Source organism: Pseudomonas sp. stari2 (assembly GCF_040760005.1).
GTDB lineage: Bacteria > Pseudomonadota > Gammaproteobacteria > Pseudomonadales > Pseudomonadaceae > Aquipseudomonas.
Genome location: NZ_CP099760.1, coordinates 4,434,601 through 4,460,946, shown reverse-complemented (window position 1 = coordinate 4,460,946; position 26,346 = coordinate 4,434,601). Strand labels below are relative to the sequence as shown.

The following is a 26,346-nucleotide window of genomic DNA, read 5'->3' as shown; positions in this document are numbered from 1 at the left end:
TGCGCGGGGGCGGTTTAACGGCCCTTGAGGTAGACGTTCTCGTAGCAGAAGTTGGTCGCCTGGAGGTAACCCTCGGCGTCGCCACAGTCAAAGCGCAGACCCTTGAACTTGTAGGCCAGCACGCAACCGTTCTGCGCCTGTTTCATCAGGGCGTCGGTGATCTGGATTTCCCCGCCTTTACCGGGCTCGGTGTCGGCGATCAGGTCGAAGATGTCGGGCGTCAGGATGTAGCGGCCGATGATCGCCAGGTTCGATGGGGCGTCTTGCGGGGCCGGTTTTTCCACCATGTGATTGACCCGGTAGATACCGTCGGAAATCGCCTCGCCGGCAATCACGCCGTACTTGTGGGTCTGGTCGCGCGGGACTTCCTGGATGGCGACGATCGAGCAGCGGAATTTCTTGTAGAGCTGGATCATCTGCGTGAGCACGCCGTCGCCTTCGAGGTTCAGGCACAGGTCGTCTGCCAGGACTACAGCGAAGGGCTCGTCACCGATCAGCGGGCGGCCGCTGAGAATCGCGTGGCCCAGGCCTTTCATTTCCACCTGGCGGGTGTAGGAGAAGGTGCAGGTGTCGATCAACTCGCGAGTGCCGGCCAGAAATTTCTCTTTCTCGGTGCCGCGAATCTGGTGTTCGAGTTCGTAGCTGATGTCGAAGTGGTCTTCCAGCGCGCGCTTGCCCCGTCCGGTGACGATTGCCATGTGCTGCAGGCCGGCGTCCCGTGCTTCTTCAACGGCGTATTCGATCAACGGCTTGTTGACGATCGGCAGCATCTCTTTGGGCATGGCTTTGGTGGCCGGCAAGAAACGCGTGCCATAGCCGGCAGCGGGGAACAAACATTTACGAATCATAGAAGTTTCCTGGACATTCATGGCATACAGCCATCGGTTACATTGCAATAAGGAAAAGTTGCAAGTTGATGAGGCTGTACTTTAATACCTGAGTCAGGTTGTAAGTGGCAATGTTAGCTTGGTGTAAAGCGGGATAATGTTATTAGATGTCGGCTTGATAAATAACAGTTATTTTTAGTCGGTATCTGTCGATAGTGGTGAAAGTGCGAGAGTGCTAATAAGTACCGGGCAATACAGTTTGGCCTTTAAAAATATTTTTGGCCAGTGATGGAACTGTTTTTGTTTTGGGTTGTTGTCGCCCTGTTTGTGTGAAGCAAGACACACATTAAACAAGTTGGGCTTGACACGCTAGTTGGCACTTTTCCCACTATGGACCGCGCTATGAAGATTCTGGTAACGGGGGGCGCCGGATATATCGGCTCGCACACCACACTTGCATTGCTTGAAGCAGGACATGAAGTTGTCGTTCTGGATAATCTTTGCAACAGCAGCGATGCGGCGTTGCATGCGGTAGAGGCCATTTGCGGCAAAAGTGCGCTGATGATTCGCGGCGATGTGTGCGACCGGGCGTTGCTGGATCGGATATTTCAGCAACATGCGATTGATGCCGTGCTGCACTTTGCCGGCCTCAAGGCGGTGGGCGAAAGCGTGCGCAAGCCGCTTGAGTATTACGAAACCAACGTCAGTGGCAGCATCACGCTGTGTCAGGCGATGGCGGCGGCAGGGGTTTTCCGTCTGGTGTTCAGTTCCTCGGCCACCGTCTATGGCGAGCCCGAGCAGATGCCGATCCGCGAGGACTTCCCCACCGGCATTCCGACCAATCCCTATGGCCAATCCAAGCTGATCGTCGAGAACGTACTGCGCGACTTGAGCCACGCCGAGCCGCGCTGGAGCATCGCGCTGTTGCGCTACTTCAACCCGATCGGCGCCCACGACAGCGGCCAGATGGGTGAAGACCCGAGCGGCATTCCCAATAACCTGGTGCCCTACATCAGTCAGGTGGCAGTCGGCAGTCTGCAGGAGTTGTCGATCTTCGGTGACGATTACCCCACGGTCGACGGCACCGGTGTGCGCGATTACATCCACGTCGTGGACCTGGCGGACGGACACGTCAAGGCATTGCAGGCGATTGCCGGGCGCACCGGCATTCATACGTGGAACCTGGGGACTGGCGATGGCTACAGCGTGATGCAAGTACTGCGCGCCTTTGAACAGGCGTGCGGGCGACCGGTGCCATTTCGCGTGATGCCGCGACGTTCGGGCGATATTGCTGAAAGTTGGGCCGATGCCTCCAAGGCAGCCAAAGAACTGGGTTGGAAAGCCACTCGCAACTTGCAAGACATGGTGACCGACACCTGGCGCTGGCAATCCAGTCATCCCAACGGTTACTCGGGATGATGGCGTTTTAAACTCGATGTTATTTTCGGTCAGGTTGTTAGATATCGTCGGGAAATTACACTGGCAATGCCTTTTGCAAGTCCGTAGATATAACCTGCCGTTCGACTTTATCAGTTGAGTCTGACTGTGAAAGAACAGCGGATCTTGTTCGCGCTTTTTGCGACTTGAACTCTACCACCTCTAACGAAACACCTGATGTAACGGTGCAATGTTAGAAAGGAGTTGATATGAAAAAAGTGATGGCGATTGCCTTGTTGACGATGTTGAGCAACTGGGCATCCGCAGCTGAAGCGCCGCTTACAGCGGTAACCAATGTATCGGGCAGTGTCGCGGCTTCTACAGCGCCTGCTGCCAGTACTGCAATGGTTGCCAGTGCCGTAGCGGCGTCCAACAGTGGTGGAAGTGCCAACGGCGGTACAACGGGTACCACCGGTACCACGGGTACAACCGGCACGCACAACTAACTGAAGTAACTGTTGGTGCAGTACAAGGTCGCCCGACGAAAGTCGGGTGACTTTGTTTTGGATTCGCCCTTGAATAGCGTAGTGCCATTATGACTCGTAGTTTTTCTCTTTTAATGCTGGCAAGTCTCGCTCTGCAAGGTTGCATGTTTTCCCCCGGTCAACACCTGAGCACCTTTGGCATCACCCGCCAGGGCGCCAGTGAAAGCAGCCGGGTCGAGTTGATTCCGATCACGCCCAAGCTGATCTCCATGAACCGAGCCACGCAGAAGCGTGAGTCGGTGCCTACGGAATTGCTGGCGACGCCGGCCGAGTACCGCATCGGCAACAACGACGTGCTGTACATCACGGTCTGGGATCACCCCGAGCTGACCGCGCCGTCGGGTGCGCAGCAGCAGATCGACGCCAACGGCCGTCTGGTGCGCTCCGACGGCACGCTGTATTACCCGTACATCAAAGAAGTCCAGGCCGCCGGCCGGACCATCCAGCAATTGCGCGACGACATCGAACAACGGCTGTCGGCGTTCATCGCCGAGCCGCAAGTGGACGTCGCCGTGCTGCGTTTCGCCAGCCAGAAAGTCGTGGTCACTGGCGCTGTCGCCAAGGCTGGCCCGCAAGCGATTTCCACCAACCCGCTGAGCGTGGTCGAAGCCCTCGGTTCGGCGGGCATCGACACCAACAATGCCGACCTGTCCGGGTTGTTGCTGACGCGCAACGGGCGGGTCTATCCGCTGAATCTGGATACCCTCAATCAACAGGATTCCGAATTGCAGAACGTCTACCTCCAGGGTGGCGACAAACTGTACCTGCCGTACAACGACAACAAGCGCATCTACGTGATGGGCGAGGTCAACCAGCCGCGCGCCCTGAGCTTCAAGACGGCGACGATGAACCTGTCCGACGTGCTCGGCTCGGTCGGCGGCCTGAGCCAGACCACCGCCAACGGCAACGCTGTGTACGTGATTCGCGGGGTTGAAAACCTCGATGTGGAGCCAGCGAAGATCTATCAACTGGAAGCGGAATCTCCCACCGCCATGGTCCTCGCCACGCACTTCGAAGTGCGCCCGCAGGACGTCGTTTATGTAGGGCCTGCCAACGTGACTCGCTGGAACCGTCTGATCAGCCAGTTGGTGCCGTCGGCATCGATTGTCGGCACCGGCGCTTCCGCTGCGAAGAACTGGAGCGAATTCACCAACAACAGCAAATAAGGCCCGCCGACTTTGAAAATCCTGAATGTTGGCGTCTGCCTGATGGCGGCCTTGTTGCTGTGTGGCTGTAATCCGTTGATGGTCGCGTCGATGACCAACCTCAAGTCGGCGGTGGCCGGCCCGGATGATATCGACGTGACGCCGGCCCAGGTGGCCGAGGTCAATTATCCGCAACTCAAACTCACCACGCCGTCCGGTTCCGGTGTGCTGGCGCTGGTGCGCAAGCGCGATGACCTGCAGTTCTGGGTGGCGTCCGGCAAGCAGGTCCTGCTGCTGCGTGACGGTCTTGCGGTGCGCAGCATCGGCCTGGGCGCGGAGGGCGACCTGGACGGCACGCGGCTGTCCGATGCCTCGCCGTTCAAGCGCGGCCTGCAACACGTTGCGGATGGCCAGACCAGCCAGCGCTGGATCGACCTCTACAAGGGCCAGGAAGTCGGGCTGATCGTCAACAGCCGCTTCACCCGCAAATCCATGGAAACCCTGAAGATTCTGAACAAGGAATACGCCGTGCTGCGTGTCGATGAGCGTATCGACGTTCCGGCCATCGGCCTGCGGGCAACCAATCGTTATTGGGTCGATCCGGTAGACGGTTTCATTGTGCAGAGCGAGCAGCAACTGACCTCGCAACTGCGAGTGAAGATCGTGCAACTGACACCTGATCGCAGGCATCTGCCATGAAGCGCTTGAGGGTTCTGTCGGCGGTTGTGATGTTGCTCGCCGGCGCAAGTCAGGCCGCGGTCACGGTCACCGGCGATGTCGCCAACCCCGGGCCGGTGGCGTTGCCGCCGGGCGGCCGATTGACCGATGTGATCAGCGAGGCTGTGCCCAATGCCGAGGGTTACTGGCTGGCCGGTGTGCTGCTGCGTCAGTCATTGCTGGAAGAGCAGACCCGACTCAAGGTTGGCGTGCTGTTCGACCTGGACGTGTTACAGCGCATGGCCGATCTGTTCGATCGACCGAGCCGCAAAGCCCTCGCGGTGCGCATGGCCGAGGACGTGCGGCAGATGCCGGTCACCGGGCGCCAGATCGCGGACCTGGACCCGGTGGCGCTGGAAGTCGGCTTCGCCCGCAACATTCGTCTCGACGATGGCGATCGCCTGATCTACCCGCAGCGAGTCGATGAAGTGGAAGTTCTGGGCGCCGTCGCCGGGACCTGCCGGCTGCCTTATCAGCCGTTGCTCGAGGCCCGTGAATACCTCAGCAGTTGTGTGTTGCTGGAGGACGATGCCGACGCCGATTACCTGTGGTTGATTCAGCCCAACGGCGTCTCGCGGCGCGTCGGCATTGCCCACTGGAATCGCGAGAGCGGGCAGTTCCCTGTCGCCGGCAGCAAGATTCTGGTGCCCTTGAAAAACGATGATCTTGATCCGCCTATCCCTGAACTGAATCAGCAGTTGGCCGAATTTATTGCCACGCAGTTGGCTGAGGTGGTTCGTTGAATTTGCGTTTTGCAGCTGTGTTGTTATTGCCGTGCGGCCTGGCCCATGCCGAGCCGCGAATTACCCAGGGCGATTTCGGTGGCACCGGTCTGTTGCAGACGCCCACCGCGCGCATGTCCCCGGCCGGCGAGTTGAGCGTCAACGCCAACCGCACCGAGCCCTACAGCCGCTACAGCGTTTCGTTGCAGCCGCTGGACTGGCTCGAAGGTTCGTTTCGCTACACCGCCATCACCAACCGCCCGTACGGCCCGGAGTCAATGAGCGGCAACCAGAGCTATAAGGACAAGGCGGTCGACGTCAAAGTCCGGCTCTGGGAGGAAACCCACTGGGCACCCGACGTCGCTCTGGGCTTTCGAGACGTCGGCGGTACGGGTTTGTTCGCCAGTGAATTTCTGGTGGCCAACAAGCGCTTCGACAACCTGGATTTCAGCGCCGGCATCGCCTGGGGCTACATCGGTAATCGCGGCGACATCGACAACCCGTTCGGCTATCTCGATGATCGCTTCAAGACTCGCCCGGCCCTGGAAGGCACCGGTGACGTCAACGCCGGTTCGTACTTTCGCGGCCAGCCGTCGTTCTTCGGCGGTGTGAGTTACCAGACCCCTTGGGATCGCCTGAGCCTGAAACTCGAATACGAAGGCAACGATTACAAACACGAACCCAAGGACAATGTGATCAAGCAGGACTCGCCGATCAACCTTGGCGCGGTGTTCAAGGTGACGGACTCCCTCGACGTGAGCGCCGCGTGGGAGCGGGGCAACACCGCGATGTTCGGCGTCACCTTTCACACCAACTTCGTCAGCCGCAAGGCCCCGGCCAAGACCTTCGATCCACCGCCGGAGCCGCTGCCGGCGAAGGCTCCGACTACATCGATGGATCAGGTTGACTGGGCCAACGTATCGCAGCGCCTGCAACAGAATGCGGGCTACCGGGTCGAGCGCATCGCCCAGCGTGATTCCGAGTTGATCGTGTACGGCGAGCAGCAGCGCTACTTCCATTCCTCGAAAGCGGTGGGGCGTGCGAGCCGGGTGCTGGACAACAGCGTCAACGATGACATCGATTGGTTCACTCTGGTGAACAAGCGCTACGACCTGCCGCTGGAAGAAACCAGCGTGCCGCGCCAGACCTTCCGCGAAGTGATCAACAACGAGGAACCGCTGCAAACGTTGCACCGCACCACCGAGGTCAACCCAGCGATGCCGCACAACGAGAAGACGCTCTACACCCAACCGCTGCAGCACTTCAGTTATGGCGCCGGTTTGGGCTTCAAGCAGAACGTCGGCGGCCCGGATGGCTTGCTCTATCAATTCAGTGCCGACCTCGACGCCGAATTCCGCTTCAACCGCAACACCTGGTGGAGCGGCATGCTCAGCCAGAACCTGACGAACAACTTCGACAAGTTCAAATACGACGCACCCAGCGGCTTGCCGCGTGTGCGTACGGACTTGCGTCAGTACCTGACCACGTCCGACACCACCATGCCGTTATTTCAGGTCAGCCACGCCGAGCAACTGGACAAGGATCTGTATGGCATGGTCTACGGCGGTTATCTGGAGTCGATGTTTGCCGGGGTCGGGGGCGAGGTGCTGTTCCGTCCGACCGGCGAGCGCTGGGCGATCGGTGCGGATCTGAACTACGTGCGTCAGCGTGAATTCGATCAGGGTTTCGGCCTGCGTGATTATTCGGTACTGACCGGCCATATCACCGGTTACACGGATCTACCCTACGAAACACTGGCGGCGGTCAGCGTCGGGCGTTATCTGGCGGGCGACTTTGGCGGCACGCTGGATATTTCCCGGGAGTTTTCAAACGGTGTGCGCTTCGGTGCCTGGGCGACCATCACCACGGCGGGCAGTACGGAATATGGCGAAGGTAGCTTCGACAAGGGCATCTATCTGTCGATCCCGTTCGACGAGATGATGAGCATGTCGACCATGCGCCGAGCCAACCTGGTCTGGGCGCCGCTGACCCGTGACGGTGGCGCGAGGCTCAGCCGCAGCTTCCAGCTGCACTCGATGACCGATAGCCGTGAGGACGACATGTTCTATCGCAACTTCGGGAAGATTACCGAGTAAGTCCGGGAGACCGGGAAGCCAGAACGGGAGCCCTTGGGCTCCCGTTCTGGTTTGTGGTGGATGTCTTTCTTGAGTCTTCACTCCTGCTGAGGAAGCGAGGGAACGGCGAGCTCAAGCCCAGTGCTGAATGAGCCGGCGCTATCGCTGGCTTGCCGGCGATGACGTCAGTTCAGCCGACCTCACTGCAACTGACCCAATGCAGGTGCGAGCCTCCCGCCAACCCCCAAATCCCGCCCACAAAAAAGGGGACTTTCGTCCCCTTGCGGTGTTGCCTTTCGAAGCGCTGCGTCTCAGTAAATATCCTTCGACAACAGGGTAAACGGCGTCTTCACCAGGATCTTCAGATCCAGCCACAGCGACCAGTTGTTGATGTACTTGAGGTCGATCTCGACACGCTTTTCCATCTTGTCGAGGGTATCGGTCTCGCCACGGCAGCCGCTGATCTGCGCCAGGCCAGTGATGCCCGGTTTGATTCGGTGACGGGCCATGTAGGCGAGGATCTTGCCTGAGTAGTAGTTGTTGTGCGCCACGGCGTGCGGACGCGGGCCGACCAGTGCCATGTGCCCCTGCAACACGTTGAACAATTGCGGCAGTTCATCCAGCGAAGTGCGGCGGATAAAGCGCCCGACGGCTGTGATGCGCGAATCGTTGCGGCTGGCCTGTTTGACGTCGCGGTCATCGTGCACGCGCATCGAGCGGAACTTCCAGACCTGAATCACCTTGCCGTTCCAGCCATGGCGATCCTGCTTGAAGAAAACCGGGCCCGGCGAGCTGAGTTTCACTGCCAGCGAGATCAGCAGCAACACCGGGCTCAACAGGATGATCGCCAGCAGCGCGACACTTTTCTCCATCAGGCTCTTGCTCAGGGCAGCGGTCGGGCGGCTGGTCAGCGGGCTTTCATTGAGGTAAATCGCCGGCAGGCCGTCCACGACTTTTACCGAGTGATTGAGCAGCGTCAGGCTGTTCAGGTCCGGCACCCAGACCACATCGACGTTGGCATCCAGCAGATCGACATACATCGCTTCGATCTTCGCCGCTTCGGACAGCGACAGCGTGATGTAGAGACGGCGGATATCGTGGCGTTTGATCAGCTCCAGCAAATTTTCCTGATCGCCGACGACCCGTGGAGCATCGGCATCCAGAGCGGGCAGGGTGCCGTTGCTGACCAGGCCTACCAGCGGCAGGTTTTCGTGTTCGCTGAGTTTCTTCGCCAGGCCCAGAGCCAGTTCGCCGGTGCCGACGATCAGGGTCTTGTGCTCGCTTTTGCGTGAACGCTGGTAGTACTTCGAAAACGCGTGCAGCGGCGCATACAGCAGCGCCTGACCGAGGAAGCCGTACACCGCCCAGTCAAGGATCACCTGGCGCGAAAACAGCTCATCGGCCTTGCAGATGAACGCGATGAACGTCAGCCCGGCCATGGTCATCGACCAGCCCATCAGCAGCCGTCCGAGGCCGGTCAGGTAGTTGTCGCGCTTTCGGTAGGCGCCACTGAACGTGTAGGCCGGAACCGAAGCCAGCACGGCCAGCATGGTGCACATCCGGTAATAGAACTCAACCGTTCCCGTGTGCTGCTCAGCCAATATAAATAACAGTGAAACAATAAAGCACTGTGCCAGTGCCCATTGGCCCCAGAAGGTAAGTCCCTTGAGGCCCGTGTTTCGGTTGATACGTAGAGTGAGATCCATATGCGATATCCCCAAAAGACTTCCATTCAGGTTTCGACAGTTGAAATCCGAGTTGTTAAGCAGAGTTGTTTTTGTTTTAGGTGCCCATGTTCTGAGGTAACAACATCGGTAGGCCGAACTGTCGTCAATCAATAGACTAAGTTATTGGGGAAGAAGCTGTCTGACGAGTTCTAACAAGATGGCAAAGTGCCAATCAATTAAATTGAATAATATCAAACGTTAAAAAAGGTCAATGGCTGAGGGGTGAACAATCGATGTTCTGTTTGCTATCGTAGGAAGGGTGAGGAGGGAGGCATTACTGACAAAGGAGGGTTAAACCAAGCAAAGTGCTTTTTTATTTTTGTAATTGCACTTGCTTCTGTTCGTTGATGGGGAGGCTGCGCTTATGCAACAACTTCCTGGATCAGGCAATAACCGCGATTGCGGACAGCGCGAAACAGTCGTTCGCCGTTACTGGCACTTTTGAATTTGTCTTGAAGACGGCTCAGGCACATCTCCAGACCGCGATATTGTTCCGGTTCCCGACCGATGCTGAGAATCAGATCGTCGCGACTGACAACACGCTCTTCGTGGTGCAGCATCTTGCTGACCAATGCGGTTTCGAGGCCGGTGAGGCTGATCTCGACACCTTCCTTGACGAGTGCGCCCTGGTCATTGTCCAGATGCCAGGCCTCTGTGCAGGGAACATTGCCTTCAATGGAGCCGGTGTCTTCTATTGCCGGCGTGTTCTGGAACGAGTTCACCGATTGTGCCGCCAGCCACTCGGATTCGAGGGTGGCCAAGATGCGCTGTGTATCATGTTCAATACTGCGAGCGACGCTTTTCCTTGTGCCGCGTGGGTAAGTGAACTCCATGAGCGTGGGAGTGGAAGAGGGCGAAGCAACACCTTCAACAAACATTTGTGCCTGAGACGTACCGAACGAATTGAAACGCTCACTGGAGAGAATGCTCTCGAGTTCACGTTGCGACGCAGAGTTGTTGGTCACGACAACAAAATATTTTCTTGGGAGGGTTGTACTGGTTTCCATGTCTCTCTCCTGAATAACGCACCAAATTTGGCTAAAAGGTAATCGGCAGACGAGTTATAACGCGCTCGGAAATAATCGACAGGCAGGGTCTGGGCCCAATTATGGCCCGCGACAAGTTCCACTGGGTCTGCTTTTAGAGTAATGATTTATTGTTATGTTTAAGTGTTGCAGCGCTCATTCAACTGACAGCTTTTTATTGGATGGATATTGCAAATAAAGCGGTGAGACCGTGGATTGTTGTAGCGTTGCATCAGACGTTCCCTCGTATGCTGCAAATGGTGATTTCCCTGACTCAGGCGGTCGAGATCAACCCCCTCATCAGACGGTAGCCATACCCGCGAATGCTCTGTATGGCGTTCGTACCGTACACGTCCTTGATTTTCCCACGCAAGCGGCTGATGGATTTTTCCAGTGCGCGAGGGTCGTAGAAATGCGTGTTGAGCCCCATGATGCCGGCAATTTCGTCATGGCTGAGAATGTGATTGCTGGTTTGCGAGAACGCTTCCAGGATCTTCATCTCGGCAAAGGAAATGTCCAGTTTCTTGCTGGTGTCGGAGAGGCAGATACGGGTCGGGTCCAGTATCAGATCAATGTCACGCAGCCATTCTTCACTGCTGAAGAACTCACTCAGCAACTCGCCACCCTCATCGGAAAGGGTATTGAGCTTGATACAGAAGTCTGCCCCGGCAAGATGGTATTTGATCTTGTTATGGGCGCCGCGACCGGTAATCACCGCACAAATGATCGGCTTCAAGTTCTCGGTGCGCAGGTTCTCCACCAGCGCCAGATTGTCTTCCAGTGCTTGCGGAGTATCGATCACGATGAAAATGGCGCGATAGGTGCCGTGATATTCGTTTGGCTGATATGAACTAGTGAAAGAGTCGGCTTCCAGTGTCAGGCCGGTCTGCACATGCTGGGCGATTAGCGTTCTGAAGTGTTCGGCCACAGCACGGGTGCGCGCCAGGGCAAGAACACCTGGCGCGTCGTTTGTCTGGTGCGAGCTACTAGTCGCTAAGTTCCCTGTAAGCATCATGCCTTGACTCGAAAAAGTGCGGACATCGGGATGTTAAAGCACCGGTTCTCATCTGTGACTGACAATTGGTAACATTCGCGCGATTTTTAGACGTGGCTCCCGAGTTTTTTAACAATAATTAAGCTTTTCAAGCTTTTAGTTGATTTTCTCGGGCTGCTGAACTAACGAAACGAACGTCGTTAGATGGTGGCGATGTGCAATGGTGCCATTATTTTGTAATTATGGCGACCGATTTTTATGTCCTATGGCCAGTATGGTTCGTCGCCAGAATCGGGGGGAGTGTGAGGTGGGTCACATTTTAGGGGCGCAAGGTTATTTTTTCCACTAAGTGAACAAGTTCACAGACAGACGATTATTAACATGGCTTGAGTGTGTCTTTTGATAAGACCTATTCTCCGTCACCGAATCGGGCAATGGGCATTGATCTGCCAATTGTTTTATTTCAGATACTCAATGCCTGAGTGCAGTTGACCGGGCGCTCTTCAAGAGCGTTCTGACGGAGGATTAATGGATTTACTGACCTTGTTCAAGGTGTTGGTTTTAGGTGCGGTAGAAGGTCTCACCGAGTTCTTGCCCATCTCCAGTACGGGCCACCAGATTATCGTTGCCGACTTGCTCGACTTCGGCGGCGAACGCGCCATGGCGTTCAACATCATTATTCAACTGGGCGCCATTCTTGCCGTGGTCTGGGAGTTTCGTCCGAAGATCTTTGAAATCGTCAAAGGTCTGCCGACCCAGCGCAATGCTCAACGTTTCACCCTTAATCTGCTGATCGCGTTCTTCCCGGCCGTAGTTCTAGGCGTGTTATTCGCCGACGCCATTCACCATTATCTGTTTAACCCGATCACCGTTGCTGTCGCGTTGGTGGTGGGCGGTATCGTGATGTTGTGGGCCGAAAAACGAAATCATGTGGTGAGTGTCGAGCACGTCGACGACATGGCGTGGTCCGACGCGCTGAAGATCGGTTGCGTACAGTGCCTGGCGATGATTCCCGGCACATCCCGCTCCGGCTCGACCATCATCGGCGGCCTGCTGTTCGGCCTGTCGCGCAAAGCGGCCACGGAGTTCTCGTTCTTCCTGGCGATGCCGACCATGGTCGGCGCTGCTGTGTACTCCGGCTACAAATACCGCGACCTGTTCCAGGCAGGCGACCTGCCGGTCTTCGCCCTGGGCTTCGTCACCGCATTCGTGTTCGCCATGATCGCCGTACGGGGCTTGCTGAAGTTCATTGCGAACCACAGCTACGCCGCGTTTGCCTGGTACCGGATCGCGTTTGGTTTGCTGATCCTGGCGACGTGGGTGTTTGGCTGGGTGAACTGGACGGAAGCGGCGGCCTGATCACTGACTGCTGATCAGCGCGGCGACGGCGAGGTCGCTTAACTCTGTATCAGGTGATTCCCGACGAAAACGCTGCAAGACTGACGTGAAATACGCAGCCTTCAGCATGCCGTCGCTGGCGAGGAAATAACGTGCCGCTTCTATTTCCTCTACCGAATACACACGTTTTTTCAGTCCGGAAATGTCCGACATCCCGTCGACCGTGACCATTGTCGTCGTGAAAACCAGAAAACCAGACATCTGGGTAGATTGAAAAGGGCCATCTCCCCCCTCACCGCACCCCTTCAAAAAATCACAGGATGCATGGGCGCTTGCATAGAGAGTCGAGAGTAAAGCGAGGAGGGTGAAACGCTTGAATAAAACGCGGCTGAACGCGGGCATAACCAAAAGACATCCTGTCAGTACAACAAAACACCGGGCAACGCTCATTCGTTGCCCGCACAATCAACGCATCGATCAACGACCCGCCAGCAACTCCGCCGCCTGATCCAGCAACGCCAACGGATCCTTGGCCTTGTGAATATCCACCGACAACAACTGCCGAAACTTGCGCGCCCCCGGGAAACCGGTGCCCAGGCCCAGCACATGACGGGTGATGTGATGCATCGCCCCGCCAGTCGCCAGATGCTCGGCAATATAAGGCCGTAGTTGCGCCAACGCCTCGGCCCGGGTGATCACCGGCGCCGAACTACCGAACAACTGCTGATCCACCTCGGCCAGCAGATACGGATTGTGATAAGCCTCACGGCCCAGCATCACGCCGTCAAAGGTCTGCAAATGCTCATGGCAGGCCTCCATCGTCTTGATCCCGCCGTTCAGAACGATCTCCAGCTCCGGAAAATCCGCCTTCAACCGCGCCGCCACGTCATAACGCAGGGGCGGAATGTCCCGGTTCTCCTTCGGCGACAACCCCTCCAGAATCGCAATCCGCGCATGCACCGTAAAACTCGTGCACCCGGCATCCCGCACCGTGCCGACGAAATCGCACAGCTCCTCATAACTGTCCCGCCCATTGATCCCGATCCGGTGCTTCACCGTCACCGGAATCGACACCGCATCACGCATCGCCTTCACACAATCCGCCACCAACTGCGGATGCCCCATCAGGCACGCACCAATCATGTTGTTCTGCACCCGATCACTCGGGCAGCCAACGTTCAGGTTCACCTCGTCGTAACCGTGCTCCTGCGCCATGCGCGCGCAAGCGGCCAGGTCCAGCGGGACGCTGCCGCCCAACTGCAAAGCCAGCGGGTGCTCGGCTTCGTTGTGACGGAGGAAACGTTCGTGATCGCCGTTCAGCAGAGCGCCGGTGGTGACCATTTCGGTGTAGAGCAGGGCGTTTTTCGACAGCAGGCGTAGGAAGTACCGGCAGTGACGGTCAGTCCAATCCATCATCGGCGCGACGGAGAAACGGCGGGAGAGTGGGGCGGGTGTGGCGGTGATTGGGGACATTGGGGGTACGGAATCGGTGTGGCTGGGAGGTGGGGGAGTTTATCAGGAATGGGAGGGAGGGGCTTGGGGAGGACCTGAATGCTGTGCTGACGGGGTTTGGTGCCTGAAAAGGGGCACTGATAAATAAATCAGTCCCCATTCTTTATTTTCTGGTGCTTCGTGAAAAACAAGTCCAGTCCGTCATTGGCCCAATCAAGGCGCCGTGCTAGCCATAGTGCATGGCTAGTGACGACTCCGTGAGCTAGTTTTAAACATAAAGGCTAGATCGTTTACGTGAATCCTATTGAGGTCATCCAAGCCCTACACAACCTTGCGCCACCCCCTACACCTAAGACAGAATCCGCCGGCTTGTGCGTCTAGACCGTGGCTTTTATCGTTCTCGGGTCACTGAAAACCAGTGATCGGGTTTGGTAGCCCGCGTGTTAGATGTACAGCGTCACCGTCTCCGGTTGTGCTTTCGATCGGGGTTTATGGTGGTCATGTACAGGGCGTCTTCGGGCGCGCCGGCTCCTAACACCCGGTCTACCAACCTGTTCATGGCCGCCACCCTTCGTTTGGTAGCGAAAGGGTGAAGCCTTCACTAAGAGTGTTAGGAGTTTCATCCATGATCAAACCAACCCCAAACCCACCAGAAACCGATCCAGTTTCCCCCTACAAATTCCCCGATTCTAGAACCCTGAACGAAGCCGCCGAACGCGCCCTCGACCATTACCTCACCCCGCAACAACGCATCATGGGCAGTCACACCGAACACGACCCCATGTTCCTGGCCAACCCTGCCTACACCAGCGAATCCCTCCTGGCCAACGCCAGCGAGTCCCTCGATTCCGCCAGTGAAATGCTCAGCAACTTCGCCGCGATCCTGGAACCCGCTCACCGCAAAACGGCGCTGGGCATCGCGCAAGTGGTGATGGTCGCGGGGCTTGCGGTGAATCAGGCGCTGGATCACGTCGAGCCGAAGTCGTAAGCGCAGAGAGAAACCACCGCTCTGCCTGAACCCGCGCTGTCGATGGCGAAAGTTTCATGTTGTCGGCACGCGGGGGCGCCTAGGATGCAGCGATAAGATCGTTTCATCCCAGGGGGAGCCGTGCCATGAGTGCCAATGTCGTCAAAGTGCTGTTGATCGCTGCAGCTGTCTCGGTATTGAGTGCCTGTTCGGGCTCCGGTGGGTTGACCACCACCAGTTGTTTTTCTTCGGACTGCCAGTCGCCCGAAGGGCGCGTCAACGCCAATACGCTGAAGTTCGGCGGCACCGGTATCGGTGCCAGTCTCAACCAGTACAGCTCCGGCATGTTGCATGACGATTGAATAGAAAAGGGCGCCCATTGAGGGCGCCCTTGTTCGTTTTGCCTGTCGCGTTACAGTTACTGTTTGAAAAAAACGCCATTTTTCCACCACCGGCCCGAAAAACTGTTCCTTGCCGTACAGGTCGATGTCGCCGTAGGAAGAGTACGATGCGATCCCGCCGATGCTGGTGAACACGTATTTCTTTGGCGAGTTCGGGTGTGGGGTGATAGCTGGCGTCGTAGGCGAGGGCGGTATGACAGCCGCGCCGGGCAGTGAGGTGGACGAAACACTGCAAGGGTTCATTGCAGTACTGCCGGGTTCCCTGATCCGCACCTGTTCTTGAAATGCAAAACGCCCGATGCGATGCATCGGGCGTTTTGAGAGTGAAACAAGTGTAAACCTGTTTCAGGAGCAGACACGCGGCATGGATTCGCGGCGAATCACTTATAAGCGCGGGGTGTCTTGGTCGATTCGAAGTTTGCGAGTGCGGCCAGTGCTTCAACGTAACCGGCAATTTCGTGAGCAGCCTCGTCGTACGCCTTGCGGCGTGCGGCCTGCTCGAGCGTCTGTGGAGCGCCGGTGGTACCGCCATAAACGCGCGCCGCATTGCGGTACTTGGCCAGTGCGGCCAGGGCAGGGCCGAACAGTGTTACGTTCAGGGGTTCAAGAGACTCGCAGTGCTTTTCGGGGGTGCTCATTGCAGGATCACTTGCCTATATGGACTTTACAGTTTGCTTTACGGACTTTGGAGCTTCAGGCGTCCACGGCTTTGCCGTTTCTCAGTTTGTAGCGGCGGCGTAGTTCTCTGATTTGCAGGCTGAGGAAGTAGACCAGTGAGCCGGCCAGGTAAAGAGGCCAGAACGCGATCAGTACAACCTGAATCCAGACGTCGAGACCATCGGCATTTTCATGAAAAAATGTATTGATCACCCAGGTCATGACTGGATTGCGTTGGATCGGATGCTCATGGTCATCAATCCAGTTCCAGAACAGTCTCCATACCTCGGCCAGCAACAGGGCGGCTAACCAGACACCGATGAAAACGAGACTGGGAAGTGCGAAGTGCTTCAGTTCCACGAAAAACCTTCTCCATGCCGTCACCGCGGCTACGATTTAATGATGCTCCTACGTCTCCATGTACCGCATCTTGTAGGAAGATTCGTACATGGGCCGCCATCATATCGCCAGATATGTCGCTATGCTTACAAAAAAGTTTATTTTTTTTGAACTTTTCACCCGAGTGTTGAATTGTCGAACCGAAGCACTACGCAGAAGTCCCTTAATCACTGCGCCTGTGGTGTCACCAACCATTTACCGATGATGCTCTGATATTTTCCGGTGGCCTTACTCAGGTGCAGCCACTGATCGACATAGAATTTCCAGCTCATGTCATCGCGTGGCAGGAGGTAGGCTTTTTCCCCGTACTGCATGAATCGGTCCGGGTTGACGGCGCACAGAGCGGGTTTCTGCTTCTGTTGATACCGCGCTTCGGAAGCGTCGGTGATCATCACATCGGCCTTGTTGTCGAGCAGTTGCTCGAAGATCGTCACATTGTCGTGCAGAGCCAATTGCGCCCGGGGCAGGAAGGCGTGGACAAAGGCCTCGTTGGTGCCTCCGGCGGGTTCGACCAGGCGCACGTTTGGCTGATTGATCTGCTCAAGGGTCTGGTACTTGGACTGATCGGCGCAACGCACCAGCGGGATCTTGCCGTCGACGTCGAGGGTGTTGCTGAAGTAGGCCTTTTTCTGCCGCTCCAGCGTCACCGAAATGCCGCCCATGCCGATGTCGCATTTGCCGGCCTGCATGTCGGGCATCAGGGTTTTCCAGGTGGTCTGCACCCAATCGATCTTCACGCCGAGGCTGTCGGCCAGGGACTGGGCCATGGCGATGTCGATGCCTTCGAAACCGCCGTCTGCGCGTTTAAAGGTGTAGGGTTTGTAGTCGCCTGTGGTGCAGACGCGCAACTGGCCTTGTTGCTGGATGGTGTCCAGGTGCGAGGCTGATTCTTGTGCCTGAACGGTACAGGCCAGCGCCAGCAAACCGCAGAAGATCATCGTGTTTTTTCGAATGGTCATTGTGATCGGGCCTGTGCAGTGGGAGTGCGGGCCAGTGTAGTGAAAGGGTTTGCCGGGTGTCATCCAGCGTCCGGCCCGAGCGTTCCCAGCCACGCCACCAGCGCCACGATCAACAGCGCAATCCCGAGCTCCACTGCAACACTGCGTCGTAGCGCATTGGCTGCCACTTGATGCTGGCCGTCGCACAACGATTGCTCCAGCAACGGGCCTAGGTGAAAGCGGTTCAACGCCGCTAAAACCAGCATGCCGGCGAACAGCACAACCTTGATTGCCAGCAGTATCCCGTAGGTGCCGAGCAAGACATCGCCCAACTTCGGGCCGACGATGAACAGGTAGTTCGCCACGCCGGTCACTGAAAGGATGATCACAATCGCCGCGCCCACGCTTTCGAAACGTTTGACGGCATCGGCCAGCGAACGAATACGCGCTTCGCTGAACAGAGCGTCGAGCCGCGACATCAAGACCAGCGCCAACATGGCGCCCATCCACGCACCCGCCGCGAGCAGGTGCAGGATGTCGCTGAGCAGGTGCCAGGCGCCATCCATCGCGCCGTGCCCGCTCCAGGCCAGAGAGGCGAGGGCGAGTGCGCCGGCCATCGACGCCATCCACAATCCCGGCCAGATCATCACGACGGCCAGCGCAATCATCCGCACCGCCCACGCCAGCCCGACATCGGTTTCAAACAGCATCATCTGCAGGTGTGGCCACAGCGCCGCGATTTCCGTTTCGCCGCTCATGGCGCGGGTCATCAGTACCAGACCGGCTACCGACAGTAATGCCCCGAACAGCGCCATCCCGCGCAACATCGGCCGAAACCGCAGCGTTGCGCCAACGTTGTACAACCCGAACAACGCCACCCCGAACAACAGCAGCAAATCCACGTACAACGCCATCCGCAGCAGGATGTTGATCAGGTCGGCCATCGGTCACTTCACTTTGAACGTGACGTTGCCGGTAATCGGATGAGTGTCCGATGACACCGCGCGCCATTCGACCTTGTAGGTGCCAGCCGGCAAAGGCGAGAGCGGGGTGACGAACATGGTTTTCGGATCGCTGCCGGCGCTGACTTTGGCCTTCATCGGCATCGGCGAGTGGGCCATGCCGGGCATTTCGGTCATCACCAGTTTGGCGCCGGAGAACTGGGTCATCAGGTTCTCGGAAAAACGCAGTTCGATTTTCTCCGGTGACGCGCCGTCCGCGCCTTCGGCCGGGGTCGATGACAGCAGTTTCGGGTGGGCCTGGGCCAGTGAACTCAGGAGCAGGCCAGTGGCGAGGACGAGAGAGATTTTCAGTGTGCGCATGTAAGACCTCTGTGTTGTTTTTTGAAGGGATTCAGAACCACAGCCGCACGCCGAGGACAAGTCGCGCTTCGCTGCGATCCTCGCCTTCTTCCCGTGCGTAATCGGCGGTGTTGCCGTAGGTGCGGTTCCAGGTCACGCCGATGTACGGCGCAAACTCGCGGCGGATTTCATAGCGCAAGCGCAATCCGGCTTCGGTGTTCGAGAGGCCCGAGCCGATCCCGCGTTGCGGATCGTTTTTGCCGTAGACGTTGAGTTCGGCGGTGGGCTGCAGGATCAGCCGGTTGGTGAGCAGGATGTCGTAATCACCCTCCAGCCGCACCGCGCTCTGGCCGTTTTCGCCGAGGAACGCCGTGGCTTCGGCTTCGAAGTTGTACAGCGCCATGCCTTGCAGACCGAACGCGGCCCAGGTTTGCGGGGCGCCGGGCTTGAAGTCCTGGCGCACGCCGCTGACCACGTCCCACCATGGCGAAATCGCGTGGCCCCAGAGCGCCTGGATCTCCGCGTCTTCGGTCTTGCCGTTGCTGCGTTCGCCTTCGGAGCGCAGCCACAGGCGATCAATGTCGCCGCCGATCCAGCCGGACAAATCCCAGGCCAAGGTGCTGGCGTCTTCGCCGTTCTGCCATTCGAGTTTGTCGGCGAGGAAGTAAGTGTTGATGACGCTGTCGTGCACCTGGTGGCCACCGTGACTGGTGAACACGGCGGCGCGGTCGGCGTCGGTCAGCACCGGGATCGGTGTGCGGCTTTCGGTCGGTGCGGCGGGCTGCATCATTCCGTCGTCCATGCTTTGCAGATCGCCCATCTGGCTGTGGTCCATGCCCTGCATGTCGCTGGCGGCGAACGCCGAAGACAGCGACAGAAGTGACAACGAAAACACGGCAAATCGAGTCATGGTCGGTGTCCTCATTCTTCCACTCGCACTTCGCGGAACATGCCCATTTCCATGTGGTACAGGAGATGGCAGTGATAGGCCCAACGGCCCAGCGCATCGGCGGTCACGCGGTAGCTGCGGCGGGTGCCGGGCGGCATGTCGATGGTGTGTTTGCGCACCTGGAAGTCGCCGTTTTCGTCTTCCAGATCGCTCCACATGCCATGCAGGTGAATGGGGTGGGTCATCATCGTGTCGTTGACCAGCACCAGCCGGATGCGCTCGCCGTATTTCAAACGCAGGGGCTCGGCGTCGGAGAATTTGATGCCGTTGAACGACCAGACGAATTTCTCCATGTGGCCGGTGAGGTGTAGCTCGATGGTGCGGCCCGGTTCGCGGCCGTCGGGGTCTTCGAAGGTGCTGCGCAGGTCGGCGTAGGTCAGCACGCGGCGGCCGTTGTTGCGCAGGCCGAGGCCAGGATCGTCGAGTTTCGGGGCAGTGGTCATGGCTTGCATGTCCACCAATGGATTGTCCTTTTCGCTGTCGGGGTGCGACTGCATCGGGCCCATGTTCATGCTGGCGTGGTCCATGGCGCTCATGTCCATCGAACCGTGATCCATGCCGCCCATGCCCATGTCGTCCATGCTCACCAGCGGGCGCGGGTCCAGCGCCGGCACCGGGGCCGACAAACCGGCGCGGGTGGCAAGGGTGCCGCGGGCGTAACCAGTGCGGTCCATGGCCTGGGCGAACAGGGTGTAGGCGTCGGCGGCGGGTTCGACGATCACGTCATAGGTTTCCGCCACGGCGATGCGCAGCTCGTCGACGGTGACCGGTTTGACGTGCAGGCCGTCGGCGGCGACCACGGTCATTTTCAAGCCGGGAATACGCACGTCGAAGTAAGTCATGGCCGAGCCGTTGATCAGCCGCAGGCGCAGCTTTTCGCCGGGGCGAAACAGGCCGGTCCAGTTGTTATCCGGAGCGTGGCCATTCATCAGGAAGGTGTACGTGGCGCCGCTGACATCGGCGATGTCGGTGGGATTCATCTTCATCTGCGCCCACATCGTGCGATCGGCAACAGTGGCGCCCCAGCCTTTTTCGCCGACGTCATGGATGAAATCGCCAACGGTGCGCTTGTGGTAGTTGTAGTAGTCGGACTGCTTTTTCAGGGTTTTCATCAGGCTGGCCGGGTCTTCGTCGGTCCAGTCGCTGAGCATCACCACGTGCTCGCGGTCGTACTGGAACGGCTCCGGCTCCCGGGCGTCGATCACCAGCGGCCCGTAGACGCCGGCCTGTTCCTGCAAGCCGGAATGGCTGTGATACCAGTAGGTGCCGTGCTGGCGAACCTTGAATTGGTAGACGTACACGCCACCCGGTTCGATGCCGTGAAAACTCAGGCCCGGTACGCCGTCCATATTGGCCGGCAGCAGAATCCCGTGCCAGTGGATCGAGGTGTCGGCCTTGAGCCGGTTACGCACCCGCAGTGTCACCGTGTCGCCTTCACGCCAGCGCAGCAGCGGGCCTGGGACGCCGCCATTGATGGTCATTGCTGTACGTGGCTTGCCGGTGAAGTTGACCGGGGTTTCGCCGATGAACAGTTCGAAGTCGGTGCCGTTCAGTTCGTTGAGTTGACCGGGACTGTTGAGTGCCCACACCGGCGTGCGCCACAGGCCGAGGCCACCGAGCAGACCGCCGGCGGCCAGGCCTTTGACGAAGGTGCGTCTTGAGGTGTTGGAAAACATGCGCTGGAAGTCCCCGTTTGACCAATGACGGGGAGGCTAACCAGCGGCAGCTTTCAGTTGGCTGAGGCGCGGATTACAGTTGCGTCAGGTTCAGTTGCGGGGCGACGACAAAGTCCTACAACCCGAGACCTTCCTGAACCACCGACAACAGATTGTTTTCTGTCAGCGCAATCGCATCCAGTTGTTGACCGGTCTCGATGGTCTGCAACCACCAGTGACTTTCGCCGTGTTCGTCGACGGTGCGCAGCAGCGATGTTTCCCTTCCCGGCAGGTTGATCTGCACGCGGCCGGCACCGTCTTCGGTGAATCGCGCGATAGGATCGAACGTCAGGCTGTGATGGTTGGCCTCGATGATCAATTGGTCGATGGCGTAGTCGTGGGGCTCGCCGTCCGGTGAACTTTCGCAAACATGGGTAGGATTTCGCCGAATCTTCAGTCCCACCTCGGTGACCGGTTGCAACCAGCTTTCGATGCGGTGATACAGGTCGTAGACCACCGCCGGCCAGCAATCGATTTCCAGTTCGGTGCAGGTGATGTCGTCCGCGTGAGTGTGCCGGGTTTGCTTGAGCTTCGCGGCGAGTTCGTCTGCTTTACTCATTTCGGGATCCCTGTTTTTGGTGTCTGCTTATTAATCGTAGACCTTTCAACGTAGTACAGCTTTGCCTTGCGTCATGCGCTTGCAACACTGGCATGACTCAATCAGCCCCTGACCATTTGACGGTCAGACCACAGAAACCACGGACGCACGCGTCCCAAGGAACGGGAACATGAAAAAGCTTTTTACAATTATGGCGCTGATTGCGCTGACGGTCGGTAGCATCGGCCTGAGTTCGGCGCGTCAGTCACATGCCAGCAAGGCACCAACGGAGTCGGTGGCGGGGGTGTTCGATTACTACCTGCTGACGCTGTCCTGGTCGCCGACGTTCTGCCTCACCCACAAGGACGACCCGCAATGTACCGGCAAGGGCTACGGTTTTGTCCTGCATGGCCTGTGGCCGCAATACGCCAAGGGCGGCTGGCCGGAGTCCTGCCCGCCGCTGACCACGCTTTCGGCCGCTGAAACAGCCAAGGGCATGACATTGTTCCCGACGAAAAAACTCCTCGATCACGAATGGAGCAAGCACGGCACCTGCAGTGGCCTGGGGGCAATGGGCTATTTCGACGAAGCCGACAAAGCCGTGGCGGCGGTGACAATCCCGCAAGAGTTGCAACCGTTCAGCAACTCTTATTACTTCGAAGCGCAGGAAATCGCCGACCTGTTCCGCAAGAGCAATCCGGGCATCCCGGCAGACGGCATCGCCGTGATCTGCAACGGCCCGGAACTCTCGGAAGTGCGGGTGTGCATGGGCAAGGACCTGCAGTTCGGTGCGTGCGGCAAGGGCGTGAAAACCCAGTGCCGGGCGGGGGATATCCGGGTGCCGCCGTCGCGGTAACGCAATCGGTCACCGGCCATAAAAAACAGGCGCCTTTTCAGGCGCCTTTTTTTTGCGTGCAGATTTGATCAGCGTCGCGACTTTGTTCATGCTGCGCGCCCCACGGATGATGACGCGATACTGCAAGGAGCTTTTTCATGAGCGGAAAACCCGCTGCCCGAGTGACCGACCCGACAGCCTGCCCATTACCGGGACATGGCACCAACCCGATTGTCAGTGGTTCGCCGAACGTGAATTTCGACGGGCTGCCCGCTGCGCGTATGACGGACAAGTCGGCGTGCGGCAGCCCGATTACCGGTGGCGTTTCCTCGACGGTTTTCATCAATGGTCTGAACGCCGCCACCCTGGACAGCACCGGTGGTCACGGGAATGTGGTCATTGGTGGATCCGGCACGGTCATCATCGGCGATACCGTGACGAACGCACCCTTCAGCGGGCTGCTGCCAATGCCGGTGCACTTCACCGACAAATTGCAGCTGGTGAACGACACCACCGGTGAGCCGATGCCGAATCATCCGTACATGATCCAGCGTGCGGACGGTCGGATGGAGCACGGCGTGTCCGATGCTGGCGGTTTCACCCACACCATCAGTTCGCATCTTCCGGAATCCATCAAACTGTTTCTGGAGGAATGAGGCATGTGTGCGGAAACGGTTACGTGCGCGAAAGGCAACAATTACAAGCTGCACAAGGAACATACGCTGACGGACAAGAAGGACGTCAGTGTGAAGGCTGTTCCGGTGGAGAGTACCAAGGCGGTTGTATTTTTTGTGGGAGGTGCTGGGGATAAAGAGAGTTACTATTTTTCAGGGCCTTATAGAAATATCCAAGGGGCTCAACAGCGCTTTGATAAACGAACCGAAGAACTAGCGAAACAGGGGAAATACAGATCGGAGTGGCTAGGGTATAACGAGGTCAGAGGGAAAAAAGATATTCAGAAGAATGTTTTAAACCTTATCCCGTACAAAAGTTGCCCAATCTATGTTGTGGGTCACAGCTAGGGGGGATGGAACGGTGCGCATCTGACAAAAATCATGTCGGAGTGGGGCTACCGGATTCAGATGTTGATTACCCTTGATCCCGTGGGAGAGGGCGCTTTGGTCTGGTTGGGCTCTGATATTTATCGCGAGCGTCCAGAACCTGTCTCCGCCGATTGGATCAACATCAAAGCGACACCCAGTCAAAGAGATCCATCAGACGGCGTGGCTGACTTTGGTGAGAAATGGCTGGTTTCCTGTGGGCCCTCACTAAACGTGAATGTCGACACAAACCATGCAAATGCACTGGGACTGTTTAACGCGCAGATAGCGGGAACAAAATCAGCGAGCGACTTTTTGTATGACGCAATCATGGAGGAGTTCTCTTATGCATAAGTTTATGCTCTGCGCCTTTTTGGTCGCCTGTGCGGGGTGTGCCAAAGATCATTTGAAGCCTCCCGCCACCCTAAGCTTCATATCTGTCGACAGGAAAAGTGGGTCGCTGCTTTACGATATCAGGTATAGATCTGATATTGATGTTCTGGATCTTTTTGACCGAGGAGAAAGAGTCGGGATGGCTTCTGGAAGTCTTGAGTGCGCTTTGGCGGATGATACGGATTTTTCGGTTGATAAAGCGATCCAGTTTTCTGCAGTTGGTTTGGTTGAGTCTGACAAAGGTAAAGGGCGAGATGGCAGTTTTTCGTACATTACTAACGCGTTTCTAGTTGAGACCTATAACAACCGTAGTTCACAAAGGCACTTGCCAACAAGCGAGCTGAACAAACTCCTCTCAGGCAAACAACAAATCCCCTGCAAAGTCGTCGTCACCGCTTACGGCTACAAACCCTACTACTCAAACACCATGAACCTCCCGGTCGCAGACCTGCTGCGCGAAGTCAACAAGCCCTGAGCCGGCTTGAGGCGTGTGGCCTGAAAAATAAATCGCCGCGCAGGTCATCCATTTCCACTGCGCGCCGATATCAACGGGGTCAGGATTGTCTCGGTGGCACTTGGTTGCCCCGCACTATCCGGTGGGCTACGCTCACAAAAAACAAGGGTTTCGGGCCTTTGCCCCTGTCGTACCTGCCCAGGACACGCTTTTGCCTATCCCCATTCACGATCCGCATCAGGCCCCCGGCGGCACACTCAAGCGTTTGCCGCTGCGCAAGGCGGCGGTGCTGTTCATTGTTGCGGTGTGTCTGTGCCTGTCCGGTTTGCTGTATTTGCAGATCGAGCAGTCGCGTCGGCAGGATCTGGCGAACGCGCAGATGTCTTCGGCCAACCTGACCCGGGCGATGGCGCAGCAGGCCGAAGATACTTTTCTGGCGGCGGATCTGGTGATGACCAGTCTGGTCGACTGGATTCAGGAAGACGGCTATGGCGCGGCGCAGAAACCGCGTTTGCAGAGAACCTTCGCACGCCGGGTGCAGCAACTGGAGCAGTTGCACGGCATGTTTCTGTTCGATCGCAAAGGGCAGTGGGTGATCACCTCATTCCCTGATCTGCCGCGCGGCAACGGCGTGGCGGATCGCGAGTACTTCAAATATCACCAGCAGAACGTATCGGCCGTGGCGCACATCGGCCCGGCGATTCGCAGCCGCGAAAACGGCGATTGGATCATCCCGATCTCCAAGCGGGTCAATGACCGCTCCGGCAATTTCCAGGGCGTGCTGCTGGCCGGCATCAAGATGTCGTACTTCGACAAGTTCTTCAAAAGCTTCAGCCTTGACGACAATGGCACCATGTTCCTCGGCCTGACCGACGGCACGCTGCTCGCTCGCCGACCGTTCGACGAGTCCTTGATTGGCACCTCTCTGGCCAAGGGCGAGATCTATCAGACGTTGCTCCCCAATGCTTCTGCAGGCACGGCAATGATCGATTCGGTAGTCGACGGGGTCACGCGCCTTTATGGCTATCGGCAGCTCGAAAGTTATCCGCTGGTGGTGTCTGCCTCTTCATCGCGGGACACGATTCTCAAGGGCTGGCATGACCGTGCCTTTCAGTCCAGCGTGATCGTGGCGCTGGTGATGCTCGGTGTGGGGCTGTTCGGCTGGGTGTTCATTCATCAGGTGCGCGACGGCGAGCGGATCGAGAAAAACCTGATCAAGGCCCAGCGGGCGCTGGAGCTGATTGCTACCCACGACAGCCTGACCGGGCTGGCCAACCGGCGCCTGTTCGAGCAGTCGCTGGAAATCGAATTCGCCCGGGGCGCCCGACAGTCGAGCCCGGTGAGCCTGATCATGCTCGATATCGATTTCTTCAAGCGCTACAACGATGCCTACGGCCATGTAGCCGGCGACCATTGCCTGACGCAAGTGGCGTTGGTGGTGAAGAACTGCTGTCAGCGCAAATCCGATCTGGCGGTGCGCTACGGCGGCGAAGAGTTTGCAGTGCTGTTGCCGGACACCGACATCAACGGCGCCCTGGCAATTGCCGGGCAGATCCGCCGCAGCGTCATGGACAAACACATCACCCACAGTGGCTCACCCACCGGTTACCTCACCGTGAGCCTGGGCTGTTATTCGTTCATTCCGCTGGGCAACGACAGCCCGGAACTGTTCATCCAGCGTGCCGATGCGGCGCTGTATCAGGCCAAGAACGCGGGCCGCAATCGCGCGGCAGTGTTGTCCATGGACGGCGGCGTTGGTGAGTTGATGCGTTCGGATCGCTGACGGAAAACGGGTCCAGACACAGGCCATGATGC

The 26,346-nt window shown here is 57.8% G+C and carries 29 protein-coding genes; 15 read left to right on the top strand and 14 right to left on the bottom strand.

Annotated elements, in window-relative coordinates; all coding sequences use genetic code 11:
- Nucleotides 1-14: 14 nt before the first annotated feature.
- The gene (gene galU / locus NH234_RS20330) at nucleotides 15-848 is read right to left on the bottom strand and encodes a UTP--glucose-1-phosphate uridylyltransferase GalU (protein WP_085733509.1); all 834 of its coding nucleotides are present in this window, start codon (nucleotides 846-848) and stop codon (nucleotides 15-17) included.
- A gap of 381 nt (nucleotides 849-1,229) precedes the next feature.
- On the opposite strand from galU, the gene galE reads away from it, so the two are divergent.
- The 6 genes from galE to NH234_RS20300 all read left to right on the top strand — a co-directional run bounded on the left by galE (nucleotide 1,230) and on the right by NH234_RS20300 (nucleotide 7,429).
- Nucleotides 1,230-2,246, top strand: coding sequence for a UDP-glucose 4-epimerase GalE (gene galE / locus NH234_RS20325; RefSeq protein WP_085733510.1), 1,017 nt, complete (start codon nucleotides 1,230-1,232; stop codon nucleotides 2,244-2,246).
- A gap of 227 nt (nucleotides 2,247-2,473) precedes the next feature.
- Nucleotides 2,474-2,710 (top strand): hypothetical protein, encoded by a 237-nt coding sequence (locus NH234_RS20320; RefSeq protein WP_003226528.1) that lies wholly within the window; start codon nucleotides 2,474-2,476, stop codon nucleotides 2,708-2,710.
- A gap of 89 nt (nucleotides 2,711-2,799) precedes the next feature.
- A complete protein-coding gene (locus NH234_RS20315) occupies nucleotides 2,800-3,915 on the top strand; it encodes a polysaccharide export protein (RefSeq protein WP_114884344.1) in 1,116 nt (371 codons plus the stop codon).
- Nucleotides 3,916-3,927: 12 nt separating this feature from the next.
- Nucleotides 3,928-4,593 carry a YjbF family lipoprotein gene (locus tag NH234_RS20310; RefSeq protein WP_367254084.1) on the top strand — a complete coding sequence of 222 codons (666 nt, stop codon included), beginning with the start codon at nucleotides 3,928-3,930 and terminating at the stop codon, nucleotides 4,591-4,593.
- Nucleotides 4,590-5,354: a capsule biosynthesis GfcC family protein gene (locus NH234_RS20305; protein ID WP_085733512.1), complete on the top strand. Its 765-nt coding sequence runs from the start codon at nucleotides 4,590-4,592 to the stop codon at nucleotides 5,352-5,354. The genes NH234_RS20310 and NH234_RS20305 overlap by 4 nt, the downstream gene beginning before the upstream one ends.
- Nucleotides 5,351-7,429 carry a YjbH domain-containing protein gene (locus tag NH234_RS20300; RefSeq protein WP_085733513.1) on the top strand — a complete coding sequence of 693 codons (2,079 nt, stop codon included), beginning with the start codon at nucleotides 5,351-5,353 and terminating at the stop codon, nucleotides 7,427-7,429. Before NH234_RS20305 ends, NH234_RS20300 begins: the two co-directional genes overlap by 4 nt.
- Before the next feature lie 290 nt (nucleotides 7,430-7,719).
- Here the strand turns inward: NH234_RS20300 and NH234_RS20295 are convergent, their stop codons facing one another.
- From NH234_RS20295 to NH234_RS20285, 3 genes are all read right to left on the bottom strand, one after another.
- Nucleotides 7,720-9,114 carry an undecaprenyl-phosphate glucose phosphotransferase gene (locus tag NH234_RS20295; protein ID WP_085733514.1) on the bottom strand — a complete coding sequence of 465 codons (1,395 nt, stop codon included), beginning with the start codon at nucleotides 9,112-9,114 and terminating at the stop codon, nucleotides 7,720-7,722.
- Nucleotides 9,115-9,497: 383 nt separating this feature from the next.
- Nucleotides 9,498-10,142, bottom strand: a complete 645-nt coding sequence (locus tag NH234_RS20290) for a transcriptional regulator (RefSeq protein ID WP_367254081.1) — start codon at nucleotides 10,140-10,142, stop codon at nucleotides 9,498-9,500.
- 292 nt (nucleotides 10,143-10,434) lie between these two features.
- Nucleotides 10,435-11,175, bottom strand: a complete 741-nt coding sequence (locus NH234_RS20285) for a winged helix-turn-helix domain-containing protein (protein WP_367254079.1) — start codon at nucleotides 11,173-11,175, stop codon at nucleotides 10,435-10,437.
- A 507-nt stretch (nucleotides 11,176-11,682) separates the two neighbouring features.
- On the opposite strand from NH234_RS20285, the gene NH234_RS20280 reads away from it, so the two are divergent.
- Nucleotides 11,683-12,513: an undecaprenyl-diphosphate phosphatase gene (locus NH234_RS20280; protein WP_085733517.1), complete on the top strand. Its 831-nt coding sequence runs from the start codon at nucleotides 11,683-11,685 to the stop codon at nucleotides 12,511-12,513.
- Here NH234_RS20280 and NH234_RS20275 read toward each other — a convergent pair whose 3' ends face one another.
- Together NH234_RS20275 and dusA are read right to left on the bottom strand one after the other, a co-directional pair.
- Complete coding sequence (locus tag NH234_RS20275) at nucleotides 12,514-12,894, bottom strand: DUF2388 domain-containing protein (RefSeq protein WP_256576053.1); 381 nt, start codon at nucleotides 12,892-12,894, stop codon at nucleotides 12,514-12,516.
- Nucleotides 12,895-12,969: 75 nt separating this feature from the next.
- Entirely contained in the window at nucleotides 12,970-13,965 is a 996-nt protein-coding gene (gene dusA, locus NH234_RS20270; protein ID WP_085733519.1) for a tRNA dihydrouridine(20/20a) synthase DusA, read from the bottom strand.
- Between the two features lie 604 nt (nucleotides 13,966-14,569).
- On the opposite strand from dusA, the gene NH234_RS20265 reads away from it, so the two are divergent.
- Nucleotides 14,570-14,932 carry a hypothetical protein gene (locus NH234_RS20265; protein WP_085733520.1) on the top strand — a complete coding sequence of 121 codons (363 nt, stop codon included), beginning with the start codon at nucleotides 14,570-14,572 and terminating at the stop codon, nucleotides 14,930-14,932.
- A 125-nt stretch (nucleotides 14,933-15,057) separates the two neighbouring features.
- Nucleotides 15,058-15,273, top strand: a complete 216-nt coding sequence (locus NH234_RS20260; protein WP_085733521.1) for a hypothetical protein — start codon at nucleotides 15,058-15,060, stop codon at nucleotides 15,271-15,273.
- 419 nt (nucleotides 15,274-15,692) lie between these two features.
- Here NH234_RS20260 and NH234_RS20255 read toward each other — a convergent pair whose 3' ends face one another.
- From NH234_RS20255 to NH234_RS20220, 8 genes are all read right to left on the bottom strand, one after another.
- On the bottom strand, nucleotides 15,693-15,950 hold the full coding sequence (locus NH234_RS20255; RefSeq protein ID WP_085733522.1) for a hypothetical protein: 258 nt from the start codon (nucleotides 15,948-15,950) through the stop codon (nucleotides 15,693-15,695).
- A 55-nt stretch (nucleotides 15,951-16,005) separates the two neighbouring features.
- A complete protein-coding gene (locus NH234_RS20250) occupies nucleotides 16,006-16,329 on the bottom strand; it encodes a hypothetical protein (protein WP_085733523.1) in 324 nt (107 codons plus the stop codon).
- 206 nt (nucleotides 16,330-16,535) lie between these two features.
- Nucleotides 16,536-17,327: a transporter substrate-binding domain-containing protein gene (locus NH234_RS20245; RefSeq protein ID WP_367254076.1), complete on the bottom strand. Its 792-nt coding sequence runs from the start codon at nucleotides 17,325-17,327 to the stop codon at nucleotides 16,536-16,538.
- Between the two features lie 59 nt (nucleotides 17,328-17,386).
- A complete protein-coding gene (copD, locus tag NH234_RS20240) occupies nucleotides 17,387-18,250 on the bottom strand; it encodes a copper homeostasis membrane protein CopD (protein WP_367254075.1) in 864 nt (287 codons plus the stop codon).
- A 3-nt stretch (nucleotides 18,251-18,253) separates the two neighbouring features.
- Nucleotides 18,254-18,628: a copper homeostasis periplasmic binding protein CopC gene (copC, locus tag NH234_RS20235; RefSeq protein ID WP_367254074.1), complete on the bottom strand. Its 375-nt coding sequence runs from the start codon at nucleotides 18,626-18,628 to the stop codon at nucleotides 18,254-18,256.
- A gap of 31 nt (nucleotides 18,629-18,659) precedes the next feature.
- On the bottom strand, nucleotides 18,660-19,517 hold the full coding sequence (locus tag NH234_RS20230) for a copper resistance protein B (protein WP_367254072.1): 858 nt from the start codon (nucleotides 19,515-19,517) through the stop codon (nucleotides 18,660-18,662).
- Between the two features lie 11 nt (nucleotides 19,518-19,528).
- Nucleotides 19,529-21,232 (bottom strand): copper resistance system multicopper oxidase, encoded by a 1,704-nt coding sequence (locus NH234_RS20225; protein WP_367254070.1) that lies wholly within the window; start codon nucleotides 21,230-21,232, stop codon nucleotides 19,529-19,531.
- 115 nt (nucleotides 21,233-21,347) lie between these two features.
- On the bottom strand, nucleotides 21,348-21,830 hold the full coding sequence (locus tag NH234_RS20220; RefSeq protein ID WP_367254068.1) for a hypothetical protein: 483 nt from the start codon (nucleotides 21,828-21,830) through the stop codon (nucleotides 21,348-21,350).
- 169 nt (nucleotides 21,831-21,999) lie between these two features.
- On the opposite strand from NH234_RS20220, the gene NH234_RS20215 reads away from it, so the two are divergent.
- The 6 genes from NH234_RS20215 (at nucleotide 22,000) to NH234_RS20190 (ending at nucleotide 26,314) form a co-directional block, all read left to right on the top strand.
- The gene (locus tag NH234_RS20215) at nucleotides 22,000-22,665 is read left to right on the top strand and encodes a ribonuclease T2 (RefSeq protein ID WP_085733530.1); all 666 of its coding nucleotides are present in this window, start codon (nucleotides 22,000-22,002) and stop codon (nucleotides 22,663-22,665) included.
- 137 nt (nucleotides 22,666-22,802) lie between these two features.
- Nucleotides 22,803-23,300, top strand: a complete 498-nt coding sequence (locus tag NH234_RS20210) for a PAAR domain-containing protein (protein ID WP_085712569.1) — start codon at nucleotides 22,803-22,805, stop codon at nucleotides 23,298-23,300.
- 3 nt (nucleotides 23,301-23,303) lie between these two features.
- Nucleotides 23,304-23,666, top strand: coding sequence for a hypothetical protein (locus tag NH234_RS20205; protein ID WP_367254065.1), 363 nt, complete (start codon nucleotides 23,304-23,306; stop codon nucleotides 23,664-23,666).
- A gap of 60 nt (nucleotides 23,667-23,726) precedes the next feature.
- Nucleotides 23,727-24,038, top strand: coding sequence for a hypothetical protein (locus NH234_RS20200; RefSeq protein ID WP_367254063.1), 312 nt, complete (start codon nucleotides 23,727-23,729; stop codon nucleotides 24,036-24,038).
- The gene (locus NH234_RS20195) at nucleotides 24,031-24,552 is read left to right on the top strand and encodes a hypothetical protein (protein ID WP_367254061.1); all 522 of its coding nucleotides are present in this window, start codon (nucleotides 24,031-24,033) and stop codon (nucleotides 24,550-24,552) included. The genes NH234_RS20200 and NH234_RS20195 overlap by 8 nt, the downstream gene beginning before the upstream one ends.
- A 190-nt stretch (nucleotides 24,553-24,742) precedes the next feature.
- On the top strand, nucleotides 24,743-26,314 hold the full coding sequence (locus NH234_RS20190; RefSeq protein ID WP_085733533.1) for a sensor domain-containing diguanylate cyclase: 1,572 nt from the start codon (nucleotides 24,743-24,745) through the stop codon (nucleotides 26,312-26,314).
- Nucleotides 26,315-26,346 lie beyond the last annotated feature (32 nt).

Bases quoted from the DNA above. Each gene is read 5' to 3' on its own strand.
- galU (WP_085733509.1), bottom strand. From the start codon at position 848: ATGATTCGTAAATGTTTGTTCCCCGCTGCCGGCTATGGCACGCGTTTC.
- galE (WP_085733510.1), top strand. From the start codon at position 1,230: ATGAAGATTCTGGTAACGGGGGGCGCCGGATATATCGGCTCGCACACC.
- NH234_RS20320 (WP_003226528.1), top strand. From the start codon at position 2,474: ATGAAAAAAGTGATGGCGATTGCCTTGTTGACGATGTTGAGCAACTGG.
- NH234_RS20315 (WP_114884344.1), top strand. From the start codon at position 2,800: ATGACTCGTAGTTTTTCTCTTTTAATGCTGGCAAGTCTCGCTCTGCAA.
- NH234_RS20305 (WP_085733512.1), top strand. From the start codon at position 4,590: ATGAAGCGCTTGAGGGTTCTGTCGGCGGTTGTGATGTTGCTCGCCGGC.
- NH234_RS20295 (WP_085733514.1), bottom strand. From the start codon at position 9,114: ATGGATCTCACTCTACGTATCAACCGAAACACGGGCCTCAAGGGACTT.
- NH234_RS20290 (WP_367254081.1), bottom strand. From the start codon at position 10,142: ATGGAAACCAGTACAACCCTCCCAAGAAAATATTTTGTTGTCGTGACC.
- NH234_RS20285 (WP_367254079.1), bottom strand. From the start codon at position 11,175: ATGATGCTTACAGGGAACTTAGCGACTAGTAGCTCGCACCAGACAAAC.
- NH234_RS20280 (WP_085733517.1), top strand. From the start codon at position 11,683: ATGGATTTACTGACCTTGTTCAAGGTGTTGGTTTTAGGTGCGGTAGAA.
- NH234_RS20275 (WP_256576053.1), bottom strand. From the start codon at position 12,894: ATGCCCGCGTTCAGCCGCGTTTTATTCAAGCGTTTCACCCTCCTCGCT.
- dusA (WP_085733519.1), bottom strand. From the start codon at position 13,965: ATGTCCCCAATCACCGCCACACCCGCCCCACTCTCCCGCCGTTTCTCC.
- NH234_RS20265 (WP_085733520.1), top strand. From the start codon at position 14,570: ATGATCAAACCAACCCCAAACCCACCAGAAACCGATCCAGTTTCCCCC.
- NH234_RS20260 (WP_085733521.1), top strand. From the start codon at position 15,058: ATGAGTGCCAATGTCGTCAAAGTGCTGTTGATCGCTGCAGCTGTCTCG.
- NH234_RS20255 (WP_085733522.1), bottom strand. From the start codon at position 15,950: ATGAGCACCCCCGAAAAGCACTGCGAGTCTCTTGAACCCCTGAACGTA.
- NH234_RS20245 (WP_367254076.1), bottom strand. From the start codon at position 17,327: ATGACCATTCGAAAAAACACGATGATCTTCTGCGGTTTGCTGGCGCTG.
- copD (WP_367254075.1), bottom strand. From the start codon at position 18,250: ATGGCCGACCTGATCAACATCCTGCTGCGGATGGCGTTGTACGTGGAT.
- copC (WP_367254074.1), bottom strand. From the start codon at position 18,628: ATGCGCACACTGAAAATCTCTCTCGTCCTCGCCACTGGCCTGCTCCTG.
- NH234_RS20230 (WP_367254072.1), bottom strand. From the start codon at position 19,517: ATGACTCGATTTGCCGTGTTTTCGTTGTCACTTCTGTCGCTGTCTTCG.
- NH234_RS20225 (WP_367254070.1), bottom strand. From the start codon at position 21,232: ATGTTTTCCAACACCTCAAGACGCACCTTCGTCAAAGGCCTGGCCGCC.
- NH234_RS20220 (WP_367254068.1), bottom strand. From the start codon at position 21,830: ATGAGTAAAGCAGACGAACTCGCCGCGAAGCTCAAGCAAACCCGGCAC.
- NH234_RS20215 (WP_085733530.1), top strand. From the start codon at position 22,000: ATGAAAAAGCTTTTTACAATTATGGCGCTGATTGCGCTGACGGTCGGT.
- NH234_RS20210 (WP_085712569.1), top strand. From the start codon at position 22,803: ATGAGCGGAAAACCCGCTGCCCGAGTGACCGACCCGACAGCCTGCCCA.
- NH234_RS20205 (WP_367254065.1), top strand. From the start codon at position 23,304: ATGTGTGCGGAAACGGTTACGTGCGCGAAAGGCAACAATTACAAGCTG.
- NH234_RS20200 (WP_367254063.1), top strand. From the start codon at position 23,727: ATGTTGATTACCCTTGATCCCGTGGGAGAGGGCGCTTTGGTCTGGTTG.
- NH234_RS20195 (WP_367254061.1), top strand. From the start codon at position 24,031: ATGCATAAGTTTATGCTCTGCGCCTTTTTGGTCGCCTGTGCGGGGTGT.